The organism is Caenispirillum bisanense (assembly GCF_039523075.1).
In the GTDB taxonomy this organism is placed as follows: Bacteria; Pseudomonadota; Alphaproteobacteria; order Rhodospirillales; family Rhodospirillaceae; genus Caenispirillum; species Caenispirillum bisanense.
The window spans coordinates 1-13,094 of record NZ_BAAAEP010000078.1 but is presented as its reverse complement, the minus strand read 5'-3'; the positions used below and the strand labels follow the sequence as shown (position 1 = coordinate 13,094).

The 13,094-nt window shown below is 69.2% G+C and carries 11 protein-coding genes; 10 read left to right on the top strand and 1 reads right to left on the bottom strand.

What is annotated here, in order from left to right:
* The 10 genes from asnB (ABD056_RS21435) to tnpB form a co-directional block, all read left to right on the top strand.
* Nucleotides 1-1,900: asparagine synthase (glutamine-hydrolyzing) (gene asnB / locus ABD056_RS21435; RefSeq protein WP_343870149.1), on the top strand; the 1,900-nt coding region annotated here is incomplete at its 5' end.
* A complete protein-coding gene (locus ABD056_RS21430) occupies nucleotides 1,897-3,183 on the top strand; it encodes a glycosyltransferase (RefSeq protein WP_343870147.1) in 1,287 nt (428 codons plus the stop codon). The genes asnB (ABD056_RS21435) and ABD056_RS21430, both read left to right, overlap by 4 nt.
* Nucleotides 3,180-4,481: a glycosyltransferase gene (locus tag ABD056_RS21425; protein ID WP_343870146.1), complete on the top strand. Its 1,302-nt coding sequence runs from the start codon at nucleotides 3,180-3,182 to the stop codon at nucleotides 4,479-4,481. Before ABD056_RS21430 ends, ABD056_RS21425 begins: the two co-directional genes overlap by 4 nt.
* A gap of 206 nt (nucleotides 4,482-4,687) precedes the next feature.
* Complete coding sequence (gene asnB / locus ABD056_RS21420; RefSeq protein ID WP_343870144.1) at nucleotides 4,688-6,637, top strand: asparagine synthase (glutamine-hydrolyzing); 1,950 nt, start codon at nucleotides 4,688-4,690, stop codon at nucleotides 6,635-6,637.
* Entirely contained in the window at nucleotides 6,634-7,569 is a 936-nt protein-coding gene (locus tag ABD056_RS21415; protein ID WP_343870143.1) for an NAD-dependent epimerase/dehydratase family protein, read from the top strand. The genes asnB (ABD056_RS21420) and ABD056_RS21415 overlap by 4 nt, the downstream gene beginning before the upstream one ends.
* Nucleotides 7,570-7,579: 10 nt before the next feature.
* The gene (locus ABD056_RS21410) at nucleotides 7,580-8,515 is read left to right on the top strand and encodes an NAD-dependent epimerase/dehydratase family protein (protein ID WP_343870141.1); all 936 of its coding nucleotides are present in this window, start codon (nucleotides 7,580-7,582) and stop codon (nucleotides 8,513-8,515) included.
* A gap of 116 nt (nucleotides 8,516-8,631) precedes the next feature.
* Nucleotides 8,632-9,675 carry an NAD-dependent epimerase/dehydratase family protein gene (locus ABD056_RS21405; RefSeq protein ID WP_343870139.1) on the top strand — a complete coding sequence of 348 codons (1,044 nt, stop codon included), beginning with the start codon at nucleotides 8,632-8,634 and terminating at the stop codon, nucleotides 9,673-9,675.
* A gap of 13 nt (nucleotides 9,676-9,688) precedes the next feature.
* Nucleotides 9,689-10,729, top strand: a complete 1,041-nt coding sequence (wecB, locus tag ABD056_RS21400; RefSeq protein WP_343870137.1) for a non-hydrolyzing UDP-N-acetylglucosamine 2-epimerase — start codon at nucleotides 9,689-9,691, stop codon at nucleotides 10,727-10,729.
* Nucleotides 10,726-11,934: a glycosyltransferase family protein gene (locus ABD056_RS21395; protein ID WP_343870136.1), complete on the top strand. Its 1,209-nt coding sequence runs from the start codon at nucleotides 10,726-10,728 to the stop codon at nucleotides 11,932-11,934. The genes wecB and ABD056_RS21395 overlap by 4 nt, the downstream gene beginning before the upstream one ends.
* Before the next feature lie 480 nt (nucleotides 11,935-12,414).
* Nucleotides 12,415-12,612, top strand: coding sequence for an IS66 family insertion sequence element accessory protein TnpB (gene tnpB, locus ABD056_RS21390; protein WP_343870135.1), 198 nt, complete (start codon nucleotides 12,415-12,417; stop codon nucleotides 12,610-12,612).
* Between the two features lie 79 nt (nucleotides 12,613-12,691).
* Here the strand turns inward: tnpB and ABD056_RS21385 are convergent.
* A partial coding sequence (locus ABD056_RS21385) for an IS66 family transposase (protein ID WP_343870134.1) occupies nucleotides 12,692-13,094 on the bottom strand: 403 nt, incomplete at its 5' end.

Here is a 13,094-nt window from a genome sequence, read left to right as displayed (position 1 = left end):
TCCAGGCGTGCGCAGCCGGGACGGAGACGGCCTGATGTGCGGCCTGTTCGCCTCGGTCGGCGTTGCGGTGCCCGACGCCCACATCGACCGCCTGGCCCAACGCGGCCCCGACGGCGCGGGCCGGCGGGAGTTCGCCACCCCCGCCGGCCCCCTGGTTCTGGGCCACCGCCGTCTCGCCATCATCGACCCGGATCCGCGCTCGGACCAGCCGATGTCCTGCCCCGAAGGCCGGCTGCACATCGTCTTCAACGGCGAGATCTACAATTACCTGGAACTGCGCGACGAGCTGCGGGGGGCCGGCTTCCGTTTCCACACCGGTTCCGACACCGAGGTGCTGCTCGCCGCCTACGCGGCCTGGGGCAGCGGCATGCTGGAGCGCCTCATCGGCATGTTCGCCTTCGCCCTGTTCGACCGCGCCCGCGGCCGCCTGTTTCTGGCCCGCGACCGGTTCGGCATGAAGCCGCTCTACTATGCGAGCGGGGCCGGCGGCTTCGCCTGCGCGTCCGAGATGAAGGCGCTGTTCGACCTGCCCTTCGTCAGCCGCCGTCTGGCCCCGCAACCGGCCTTCGAGTTCCTGCGGTTCGGAATGATCGAGCACCGGCCGGAAACCCTGTTCCGCGACATCCGCCTGCTGCGCCCGGCGCACTGGATGGAGGTGGATCTGACGACGGTCGAGCCCGGCTCGCCGGTGCGCTATTGGACGCCGCGCGCCGCCAGCGACCGGCGGCTGTCCTTCGAAGAGGCCGCCGAAAGCCTGCGCGAGCGCTTCGACGCGAGCGTCCGGCTGCATCTGCGCAGCGACGTCCCGGTCGGGGCGACCCTGTCCGGCGGCATCGACTCCACGGCGGTGGTGACCAGCATCGTCCGGCAATCCGCCGGCCGGCTGCCCACCTTCAGCTTCATCAGCGAAGATCCCGCGCTGAGCGAAGACCGCTGGATCGATCTGGCGGCGCAGGGCCTGCCGCTCGACCTGCACAAGGTGCAGGCGACCCTGGAGGAGTTCCGCTCCGACCTGGACCGCCTGATCGACGGGCAGGACGTCCCCCTGCAAAGCCCGAGCATCTACGCCGAGTACAAGGTGTACGAACTGGCACGGCGGACCGGCATCAAGGTCGTCCTGGGCGGCCAGGGCGCGGACGAGATGTTCGCCGGCTACCACCCCTACATGCTGGCCCGCATCGGGTCGCTGATCGCCGGCGGGCGGCTGCCCGGCGCCCTTGGCCTGCTGAACCGCTACCGGGCACGAAGCGGCATGGGATGGCGGAGCATCGCCCTTACCCTGGCGGCGGGCCTGCTCCCGGAGGCGGCGATCGGCGGTTTGCGCCGGGCCAGACCGTCGTCCGATGCCGACTGGCTGGACCATGACTGGGCCGAGCGGCAGGGGGTGGACGTCCGGCCCATGGTGCCGCGCTATGGCCGCGACGGCCTGCGCCAGACCCTGCTGACGGATTTCCTGACCCGATCCCTTCCGGCGCATCTGCGCTACGAGGATCACAACTCCATGATGCACGGGGTGGAGAGCCGGGTTCCCTTCCTGACCCAGGACATCGCGGAACTGGCGTTCTCGCTGCCCGAGAACGCGCTGATCGACGACCAGGGCCGGACCAAGGCGGTGTTGCGCCATGCCCTGGCCGACCGCCTGCCGGCGGCGATCCGCGACCGCGCCGACAAGATCGGCTTCGCCGCTCCCGACCGCTCCTGGCTTCTGCGCTCGGCCCCGTGGGTGGAGGCGCTGCTGGGCTCCGGCCTGTCCCGCTGCCTCGGGCCGATCCGGCCGGAGGCGTTGCGCGAGCGGTGGCAGGGCATGCTGGCGGGCCATGCGCCGGTGGACACCCGGCTGTGGCGGGTGCTCACCTTCATCCGCTGGGCGGAGCTGAAGAACGTCGAGGTGCCGGCATGACCGGCGGGCGGCCGACCGTGCTGTCCATGACCTCGGCCGCGCTGGAAGCCGATGGCCGGGCCTTGCGCATCGCCCACAGCTTCGCACGGGCGGGGTGCCGGTCCGTGGTGGTGGAGGGGGTGCCCAGCCGCTCCCCCGGCGACTTCGGGGTGCCGGTGATCTCGTTCGACACCCGCGCGGCGCTGCCTCCCCCCGCCCCGCCCGCCGGCACGCCCGCCGCCCCGGCTCCGGGCTGGAAGACCCGTGCCCGTTCCTGGCTGCGCGCCGGCACCGGCTGGGGGCCGGCGGACACGCTGATCTTCCAGCTCTACCGCGCCGGCTTCCTGTGGAAGTACGCCGGCGCGGCGCTGCGTCGGCTGCCGCCCGCCGACCTCGTCTATCTCCACGGCTTCCTGTTCTACCCGGCGGCTGCGCTGCGCGGGGCCGGACGGCGGGTGCCCCTGGTCTACGACGCCCACGATTTCTATGCCGGAATCCGCCCCCCGGAGACGCTGACGTCGTTCGACCGCGACTATGTGGGGCCCTTCCTGCGCCGGGTCGAGCAGCGCTGCTGCTCGGCCGCCGCCGCGGTGGTCACCGTCTCCGAAGGCGTCGCCGGCATGATGGCCGATCATTACGGCGTGCGGCCGACCATCCTGCGCAACGTGCAGGATCCCCGCCTCGAACCGCCCGCCGGTGACGACGCGCCGCCCGACGACATCCGCCGGCGGCTGGGGCTGGGCGCCGACGACGCCCTGGTGGTGGTGATCGGCAACTGCAAGCCGGGGCAGGCGATGGCTGAACTGGGACAGGCGCTGCGCGCCACCGCCCGGCCGGTGCACGTCGCCTTCGTCGGCGCCGGGTACGAGGTCCACCGCCCCGTCATGGAGGCGCTCGGCGTCGGAGCACGCACCCACTTCGTCGGCCCGGTCCCGCCCCATCGGCTGATTCCCTTCGTACGGACGGCGGATGCCGCCGCGGTGATCTATGTGCCGCTGACCTCCAACTACCGCGCGGCCCTGCCCAACGGGTTCTTCCAGGCGGTATCCGCCGGCCTGCCGGTTCTAGCCGGCGATGGCCTGCCCGAAGTGGTCGGGCTGGTGCGCCGGTTCGAACTGGGGCTGGAGGTGGACCTGACGCAACCCGCGGCGCTCGCGGCGGCGCTGGACCGTCTGGGCGGCGATGCCGGCCTGAGGGACCGGCTGCGCCGGGGGGCCGAGCGGGCCGCCGCGGAACTGAGCTGGCCGGTGGAGGAACGGCGCCTCCTCGACCTCGTCGCCCCGCTGATCGGGTCGCGGCCATGAGCCGGAGGCTGGAACTCCTCCTGCTGTGCGATTACCGCAGCGACGGCGCCGCCGCCGTGCGCGACCACATCGATGGGCTGATCGCGCACAGCCGTCACCGCATCCGCCCCCTGTCGGTGTTCGGCGCCCTGCCGCCCGGCCTCGATCCCGGCCGCTTCGACGGGGTGCTGGTCCACTATTCGGTCATGGCCGACCCCGGCGCTCTGATGACGCCGGACCTGACCGCGGCCCTGGCGGCGTACGGAGGGCTCAAGGCGGTCTTCGTCCAGGACGAGCACCGCAATGTCGGGCAACGCCTGGAGACCTTGCGGCGGATCCGCGCGGACCTTCTCTTCACCTGCGTTCCCGCCGCGGAGATCGAAAAGGTCTATTCCGAATCCGCCCTTCCCGGGGTGCGCACGATCAACGTGCTGACCGGCCATGTGCCGCCGGGGCTGGCGGATCTCCCGGTGCCGCCCTTCGCCGAACGGCCGCTCGACGTGGGTTACCGGGCGCGGCACCTGCCCGCATGGCTCGGCCGCCTCGCCCGCGAGAAGGCGGAGATCGGCCTGCGCTTCCAGGCCGATGCGGGGCGCCACGGCCTCGTCTGCGACATCTCGCTGGCGGAACACGACCGGCTCTACGGAGACGCCTGGATCGCCTTCCTGACCCGCTGCAAGGCGACCCTGGGGGCGGAAAGCGGCGCCAGCGTGTTCGACATGGACGGCTCGATCGAGCGCCGGGTCACCGCGCACCTCGCCCGCGATCCCGATGCGGGCTTCGAGGAGCTGAGCACGCTCTACTTCGCCGGCTGCGACGGCGTCGTCGCCAACGGCCAGGTGTCCCCGCGGATCTTCGAGGCGGCGGCCCTGCGCACCCTGATGATCCTTTACCCGGGGAGCTATTCCGGCGTCCTGGAGCCGTGGCGGCACTATGTGCCGCTGGCCAAGGACCATTCCAACATGGACGAGGTGGTCGCGGTCCTGCGCGATCCCGGGCGCGCGCAGGCCATCGTCGATGCCGCGTGGCGCGAGGTCGCCTGCAATCCCGACTTCGGGCCCGGCCGGCTGGCCCGCACCGTGGACGAGGCGCTGGACGCCGCCGCTGGGCGGCCCCCCGCCCGGCCCTATGACGAGGCCGGCTGGCGGCGCGCGATCCGGCAGGACTGGCGCTATTACCGGCGGCGCTGGCTGCGCGCCGCGCGCGAGGCGGCGTACCGCGCCGGCTTCCGGCTGATCGCCCGGCTCGCCTCGCCCGCCGCTGCCGAACGGATGAAGGGGCGGTTGCGCGCGCTTCGCGCCGGCCGCCGCCGGTCCTGATGCCGCCGCGGGGGAATCTGTCCTTGCGGCGGACGGCCGGATGGAGTTTCCTTGGCGGCGGTGCGGCCTTGAGTGCGGGCCTCCGACACGGGTCCCCCCCCCGAAGCACTCCCCCCAGGCCCCTCGCGATGCGGCGGCCGTTGCCCGGTGCCTGGCGGTACCGGGGATGATCGGAACAGAATCAGCTTCTGCCGGATGATGGTGCAATGTGCGGTATAGCAGGCCTCGTCGATGTGACGGGCAACCCGGTTCCCCATTCAAGACGCGCGCTTGCCGCCATGGGGCGTCTGATCGCCCACCGCGGCCCTGACGGCAGCGGCGCCTGGACCAATCCGGGCGGCGCATGCGGTCTGGCCCACCGCCGGCTCGCCATCATCGACCTGACCCCCGCCGCGGCCCAGCCGATGGAGGCGGCCAACGGCACGACCATCGCCTTCAACGGCGAGATCTACAACCATGTCGAGCTGCGCGAGCGCTACGCCGGTGCCGGCTGGTCCTTCCGCTCGCGCTCGGACACGGAGTGCATCCTGGCGGCCTATGACCGCCACGGCACCGACTGCGTGCATGAACTGCGCGGCATGTTCGCCTTCGCGCTGTGGGACGAGCGGCGCAGGCGCCTGTTCTGCGCCCGCGACCGCTTCGGCATCAAGCCGTTCTACTACACCGTGGCGGACGGCGTGCTGTACTTCGCGTCCGAAGCCAAGGCGCTGCTGCCGTTCCTGCCCGAAATCGACACCGACCCCTCGGCCCTGGCCGAGTACATGACCTTCCAGTACACGATCGGCGAGCACACCCTGTTCAAGGGGATCCGGCAGCTTATGCCCGGCCACGCCCTGATGGTGGAGGACGATACGGTCCGGGTCTGGCGCTACTGGGACGTGCGCTACGAGGTCGATTTCGACCACAGCCCGCCCTATTTCCAGAACCGCCTGGTGGAGCTGGTCGAGGATTCGCTGAGCCTGCACCTGCGCAGCGACGTGCCGGTCGGCGCCTACATATCGGGGGGCATCGATTCCAGCCTGATCGCCTTGCTTGCCGGCCGCACTGACGCCGCCGCCCACAAGGGCTTCCACGGCAAGTTCACCGAGTTTCCCGGCTACGACGAAAGCCACTACGCCCGACTGGCGGCCGAGCAGGCGGGCGGCGAACTGCACGTCATCGACATCACGGCCCAGGATTTCCGCACCCACATCCGCGACGTCATCCACCACCTGGACTTCCCGGTCGCCGGGCCGGGCTCCTTCCCGCAGTTCATGGTATCCAAGCTGGCGGCCGAGCAGGTCAAGGTGGTGCTGGGCGGCCAGGGCGGCGACGAGATCTTCGGCGGCTACGCGCGCTATCTGCTGGCCTATTTCGAGCAGTGCATCAAGGCCGCCATGGACGGCAGCTACAAGAACGGCAACTTCGTCGTCACCATCGAATCCATCGTTCCGAACCTCGGGCTGCTGCGCGAATACAAGCCGCTGATGGCGGAATTCTGGCGCGAAGGGCTGTTCGGTCCGCTGGACGAGCGCTACTTCCGCCTGATCGACCGTTCGGTCGATATGCAGGACGAGGTCGATTGGAGCGCGCTGGACCGCCGGAAGGTCGCCGAGGACTTCAAGGCCATCTTCAACAACAAGTCCAACGTGCGCAAGGAAGCCTACTTCGACAGCATGACGCACTTCGACTTCAAGTGCCTGCTGCCGGCCCTGCTGCATGTGGAGGACCGCATGAGCATGGCCCATGGGCTGGAAAGCCGGGTGCCGCTGCTCGACCACCCGCTGGTGGAATTCGCCGCCACCGTGCCGGCGGACGTCAAGTTCGAAGGCGGCCACCTGAAGCGCCTGCTGAAGACCGCCTTCGCCGACGTGCTGCCCCACGACATCGCCCACCGGCGTGACAAGATGGGGTTCCCCGTGCCCCTCAAGGAATGGTTCGCCGGCGATCTCCGCCAGGACGTGGTGGACATCTTCCAGAATCTGAGGGAAAAGCATCGGCCGTACATCAACGCCGATGCGGTGCTGCGCAACTTCGACCGGGCTGGCCGCTTTTCGCGCAAGACCTGGGGCTTGCTGAGCCTGGAGTTGTGGCACCAGACCTTCCACGACCGGGCGGCCGACTATCGCGCCATGCTCGACGACGCTCATTCCGAGAACGAGGTCATTCAACCATGAAAGCCTTCATCACCGGTGGCTGCGGCCAAGTCGGCTCCCACATCGCCGAAATGCTGCTGGAGCGCGGCGACGAGGTGCTGGCCATCGACAATTTCGCCACCGGACGGCCTGAGCACCTCGCCGCCCACGACCGCCTGCGCTTCGTCGAGGGCTCGATCGCCAACAAGCCGCTGATCGACCAGCTGGTGGGCGACTTCAAGCCGGACGTGCTGATCCACACCGCCGCGTCCTACAAGGACCCCGAGGACTGGTACAACGACACCCTGACCAACTGCGTCGGCGGCGCCAATCTGGTCCGCGCCGCCAAGGACAACAAGGTCGGGCGCTTCATCTATTTCCAGACCGCCCTGTGCTATGGCGTGAAGCCGCTGCAGCAGCCGATCCGGCTGGACCACCCCAAATTCCCGGCCAACAGCAGCTACGCCATCTCCAAGACGGCGGCCGAGGACTACCTGGAAATCTCCGGGCTGGACTATGTCACCTTCCGCCTCGCCAACGTGGTCGGGCCGCGCAACGTGTCGGGGCCGCTGCCGATCTTCTTCCAGCGCCTGTCGGAGGGGAAGAAGTGCTTCGTCACCACGGCGCGGCGCGACTTCGTCTTCGTCAAGGATCTGGCCCGCACGGTGCTGAGCGCCGCCGACGGCAAGGGCAACGGCGCCTATCACTTCTCCTCGGGCACCGACGTGGCGATCAAGGAGCTGTACGACGCGGTGGTCGAGGCCATGAAGCTGAACGACTATCCGGAGCCGGAAATCCGCCAGCTCGGCCCCGACGATGCGCCCTCCATCCTGCTCGATCCGTCGCGGACGTTCGCCGATTTCGGCGCGATCGAGTTCACGCCGCTGAAGGAAACGGTGCGCGCCGCCATCGAATACTACCGCGCTTTCGGTGTGGTGGGGGGCTACACCCACCTCAAGCTCGACAAGAAGTAAGGAGCGACCCTTGCGCATCCTGATCACCGGCGGCGCCGGCTGCCTGGGCTCGAACTTGATCGAGCGCTACATCCCCGCTGGCCACGAGGTCCTGGTCATCGACAATTTCGCCACCGGCAAGCGCGAGGTGCTGCCGCCGGTGGCGGGCCTGACGGTGGTCGAGGGCTCGGTCGCCGACAGCGGCCTCGTCGACCGCTGCTTCGGCGATTTCCAGCCGACCCATGTGATCCATTCGGCGGCGGCCTACAAGGACCCAGCCGACTGGCGCGAGGACGTCGCCACCAACGTCACCGGCACCATCAACGTCGTCGATGCGGCGAAGCGTCATGCGGTCAGGCGCTTCGTCAACTTCCAGACGGCGCTGTGCTACGGACGGCCCGAGCAGGTTCCGATCCCGGTGGATCACCCCACCCGGCCCTTTACCAGCTACGGCATCTCCAAGACCGCCGGCGAGCAGTACGCGCTGATGGCGGGGCTGCCTCTGGTGTCGCTGCGGCTGGCCAACATCACCGGGCCGCGGCTGGCGATCGGGCCGATCCCCACCTTCTACAAGCGCCTCAAGGCCGGGCAGAAATGCTTCTGCTCCGATACCGTGCGCGACTTCCTGGACATGGAGGACTTCTTCTCCATCATGGACGTGGTCATGCGCGACGACGCGCCGACCGGTCTGTTCAACGTCTCCACCGGCGAGGGCCGCTCGATCAAGGACGTCTTCGACGCGGTGTGCGGCTACCTGGGGATCGTGCCGGCCGAACCGGTGCCGGTGGTGCCGCCGGGCGCCGACGACGTGCCGGCCGTGGTCCTCGACCCATCGCGCACCCGGCAGGTGCTGGGCTGGGAGGCCAAAATCGGCTTCGCCGACACCATCGCCCGCATGCTGCGCTGGTACGACGCGCACGGGGTCACGGACATCCACAGCCATCTCGCCGCCCCCAAGGCATCGTGATCCTGCCCCCGGAAGGCGCGCCTTCCGGGGGATGACGGGCGGCGCGTCATGCGTTCCTCGCGGCAGGCCGGCGGCGACGGCCTGCCGCGGACAGCAGCTTCACTGAGGGTAATTCCATGGAATTCAAGGACGCCAACATCCTGGTCGTCGGCGGCGCCGGCTTCGTGGGCAGCAATCTGGTGCTGAAGCTGCTGGAGCGGCAGCCGCGCCGGGTGATCATCGTCGACAACCTGCTGTCGGCCGACATCAGCAACGTGCCGGACCATCCCGCGGTGACGTTCCTGTTCGGCAGCATCGCCGACGACCGCATCCTGGGCCAGTTGCCCGACGACCTGGACTATGCCTGGCATCTGGCCTGCTACCACGGCAACCAGTCCTCGATCCACGACCCGCTGGCCGACCACGAGAACAACACGCTGACCAGCCTGAAGCTGTTCGAGCGGCTGAAGGACATCCGCTCGCTGAAGAAGGTGGTGTATGCCGCCGCCGGCTGCGCGGTGGCCGAGAAGACCTTCGACGAGGCCAAGCCCACCACCGAGGAGGCGCCGGTCTCGCTCTACCACGACAGCCCCTACTCCATCTCCAAGCTGATCGGCGAGCTGTACGGCAACTATTACTGGATGCGCCACGGCCTGCCCATCGTCAAGGCGCGCTTCCAGAACGTCTTCGGCCCGCGCGAGATCCTGGGCGCCGGCCGCTGGCGCGGCACGCCGCACACCGTCTGGCGCAACGTCACCCCTACCTTCATCTGGAAGGCGCTGAACGGGGAGGCGCTGCCGCTGGACAACGGCGGCAACGCCAGCCGGGACTTCATCTTCGTGGAGGACATGGCGAGGGGCCTGATGGCCTGCGCCGCCCGCGGCGCGGCCGGCGAGGTCTACAACCTGGCCTCGGGCATCGAGACCAGCATCCTGGAACTGGCCACCATCATCAACGAGACCACCGGCAACACAACGCCGCTGGATCTGCGCCCGGCCCGCGACTGGGACCGCTCGGGCAAGCGCTTCGGCTCGACCGAGAAATCCCGCCGCGAACTCGGCTTCGAGGCCGCGGTGTCGGTGCGCGAGGGCATCGAACGCACCGTCGCCTGGACCCGCGAGAATCAGGCGACCATCGCCCGCTGCATGGCCCAGCACGACCATTTCATGGCCCGCCTGTAGGAGGAGAGGAACGATGATCAAGGTCCTCACCATCGTCGGCGCGCGGCCGCAGTTCATCAAGGCGGCGGCGGTCAGCCGCGCCTTCGCCGAGGCCGAGGGCATGACCGAGGTGATGGTCCATACCGGCCAGCATTTCGACCCCGGCATGTCGGACGTGTTCTTCCGCGAACTCGGCATCCCGCAGCCGGCCCATCACCTGGGGGTGCATGGCGGAGGGCACGGCCAGATGACCGGCCGCATGCTGGAAGGGCTGGAAGCGGTGATGCTGGCGGAACGGCCCGACTGGGTCCTGGTGTACGGCGACACCAACTCGACCATCGCCGGCGCCCTCGCCGCCGCCAAGCTGCTGATTCCGGTGGCGCATGTGGAAGCCGGGCTGCGGTCCTTCAACCGGGCGATGCCGGAAGAGGTCAACCGGGTGCTGACCGACCACGTCAGCCGGCTGCTGTTCTGCCCCACCACGGCGGCGGTGGCCAATCTGGCCCGCGAAGGGATCACCGGCGGCGTGCACCATGTGGGCGATGTGATGTACGACGCCACCCTCGACGCGGTCCGCCGGGCCGGGACGGAATCCCGGATCCTCGCCGACCTGGGACTGGAGCCGGGCGGCTTCGCCCTGGCCACCATCCACCGGGCGGAGAACACCGACACGGCCGCGCATCTGGCCGAGGTGCTGGAGTATCTGCGCGGCCGCGCCGCGGAGCGGCCGGTGGTGCTGCCGCTGCATCCCCGCACCCGTCAGGCGGCCGAACGCTTCGGCCTGGGCTTCGACGGTCTGCGCACCATCGCGCCCGTGGGCTATCTGGACATGGCCGCGCTGCTCGGCGGCTGCGCCGAGGTGCTGACCGATTCCGGTGGCGTGCAGAAGGAAGCCTACTTCCACCGCAAGCCCTGCACCACGCTGCGCTCGGAAACCGAATGGGTGGAGACGGTGGACGCCGGCTGGAACCGCCTGTGGAAGGGGCCGGACTATGCGCCCCGCCGCACCATCACCGAATACGGCGACGGCCGGGCGGCACAGGCGATCCTCGGCCTGATCAGGGACGCCGCATGAGCCTATCGAGCCTTTCAACCCTGGTCCTCTACGCGGATTACACGACACGGCTGAGCTATTACGACGACTGGCTCGATGCGTTCCGGCAGGCGCGGGAGTTCGACTGCCGCGAACTCAACATCTGCCAGCGGGGCATCGGGGAGGCCCTGAAGGCGGCGCTGCCCGAAGCCGATCTGGTGGTTCTGCTGCACTCCACCAACGGCGACACGACGATCTATCTGGAACCCCTCGTGCCGCTTCTGGCGGCGCGCAAGGGGTTGCTGCTGTCGTTCGTCGGCAACGAGGTGAGCCTTCCCGGTTCGCCGATCTCGGCCAAGCGCGCTGTTTTCCAGGCGATCCGCCCCGACTTCATCGCCACCCAACTGCCGCTGGACGCCGGCGAGTATCTGTGGGGGGATCTGGTCGGGCGGCGGGTGCTGGCGATCCCCCACGCCCTCAACCCACAAGCCTTCCGACCGGAACAGCCCGATGAGCGGCGCACGGTGGACATCGGTGTACGCGCCGTACGCTACCTCGCACACCTCGGTGACGACGAACGCAACCGGCTGCACGATCTGTTCGCCACGCCGGGCGGCGCTCCCGGCCTGACGGTGGATATCTCGACCGAGCGCCTGGACCGGGCAGGGTGGGCGGGCTTCCTCAACACCTGCAAGGGCACGGTCTCATCCGAGGCCGGAAGCTGGTTCCTGGAGCGCGACGACGCCACCATGGAGGCGATCCGGGCCTGGACGGCCGAGCGCTTCCGCGGGCGCGGCATGATGATCGCCAACGACTCCCCCTTGCGCCGGCTGGGCCACAAGCTGCCCTGGTGGATGCGCGCCGCGGCCCGCAAGATGTTGAGCCGGGGGGTCATCCGCCATGAAAGCACCGTCAACGAGGAACTGACCTTCGCCGAAGTGCATGAGCGCTTTTTCCAGGGACGGCAGCGCCCGGATTTCTATGGCAAGTGCATTTCGTCGCGCCATTTCGACGCCATCGGCACCGGCACCTGCCAGATCCTGATCGAGGGACGCTACAACGGCATCCTGACGGCCGGAGAGCACTATATCCCGCTCTCCACGGATTTCGCCAATCTGGAGGAGGCGCTCGACACCTTCCGCGATCCCGCCTGCCGAACCCGGATCACGGAAGCCGCGCGCGCGCACGCCCTGGCGCGTCACACCTACGCCCACCGGGTGCGGGACATCCGGGACGCCGCCGCGTGAGCCCAATCAGCGGCACCGACGCACACCGTTGATCGCCTCCCTAAAATGAGGTAGCGTATAAGGCGGTGTTCATGGGGGCATGGCTCATGCGGACATGGCTCATGCGGACGGTGCTATTGGCTGGTGCGGCGCTGGCCGCGCTGGCGGGGGAAGCTGGAGCCCAGACACTGCCCGGCACCGTCGATCCCGGACGGCTCCTGCAACAGTTCGAACAGCAGGCTCCGGTTCCTGAGTCGCGCGCCGGCCGCACGGTCCTCGACAGCGCCGACCAGATGCCCCCGAACAGGCCGAGCGCATCCGCTTCATCCTCACCGAGGTGACGGTGGAAGGCGCCCAGGTCATCCCCGAGCCGCCTCCGGTGGAGGCCCAGACGATATCGCGGGGAATGGAGATCGTCACGCCGCGCGGCTTCGTCGTGCGGGTGCCGGAGGGTGTGAAGGCGGCTCACCTGCGGGCCGTCCTGGCGGCGGTGCGGGATCTGTGATCGGCCTGCCGCCCGGCGTGCGCGTCCATCTGGCGGCCGGACCGGTGGGCATGCGCAAAGGCTTCGACGGCCTCTCCGTTCTCGTCCAGGAGGAGCTGCGGCGCGATCCGTTCAGCGGCCACATCTTCCTTTTCCGCGGGAAACGCGGCGACAGGATCAAGGCGCTCTACTTGTCAATCGGCGTCGAAACCTGACCCCCAGTCGGCTTCCAATAATGCCCCCTGTCCGCGAAGGGGTATGGCCGCATGAGGTGGGGCATATCGCCCACGGTGATCAGCCGTTGACGGCGGCTTTCCAGTTCCAGGGCAGGAGCTCGTCCAGCCGGCTTGCGGGATAGTCGGCGACGATCGTCTCGAGGATGCTCTTCAGATAGGCGAAGGGCTCGACGCCGTTCAGCTTCGCCGTCTCGATGAGGGACGCGACGATGGCCCAGTGGTCGCCGCCGCCGTCGGAGCCGGCGAACAGCGCATTTTTTCTGACCAGGGTCACCGGCCGGATGCAACGCTCGACGGCATTGGAGTCCATCTCGACGCGGCCGTCGCCGAGGAAGACGCAGAGGCCGGCCCAGTGGTTGACGGCGTAGCGCGGGATCTCGGCGAGCGGCGCCTTGCCGGACACGCCGGCGAGCTGGGCGTCGATCCAGGTCCGCATGCTCTCCACCAGGGGGCGGGTACGC

Bases quoted from the DNA above. Each gene is read 5' to 3' on its own strand.
- ABD056_RS21430 (WP_343870147.1), top strand. From the start codon at position 1,897: ATGACCGGCGGGCGGCCGACCGTGCTGTCCATGACCTCGGCCGCGCTG.
- ABD056_RS21425 (WP_343870146.1), top strand. From the start codon at position 3,180: ATGAGCCGGAGGCTGGAACTCCTCCTGCTGTGCGATTACCGCAGCGAC.
- asnB (WP_343870144.1), top strand. From the start codon at position 4,688: ATGTGCGGTATAGCAGGCCTCGTCGATGTGACGGGCAACCCGGTTCCC.
- ABD056_RS21415 (WP_343870143.1), top strand. From the start codon at position 6,634: ATGAAAGCCTTCATCACCGGTGGCTGCGGCCAAGTCGGCTCCCACATC.
- ABD056_RS21405 (WP_343870139.1), top strand. From the start codon at position 8,632: ATGGAATTCAAGGACGCCAACATCCTGGTCGTCGGCGGCGCCGGCTTC.
- wecB (WP_343870137.1), top strand. From the start codon at position 9,689: ATGATCAAGGTCCTCACCATCGTCGGCGCGCGGCCGCAGTTCATCAAG.
- ABD056_RS21395 (WP_343870136.1), top strand. From the start codon at position 10,726: ATGAGCCTATCGAGCCTTTCAACCCTGGTCCTCTACGCGGATTACACG.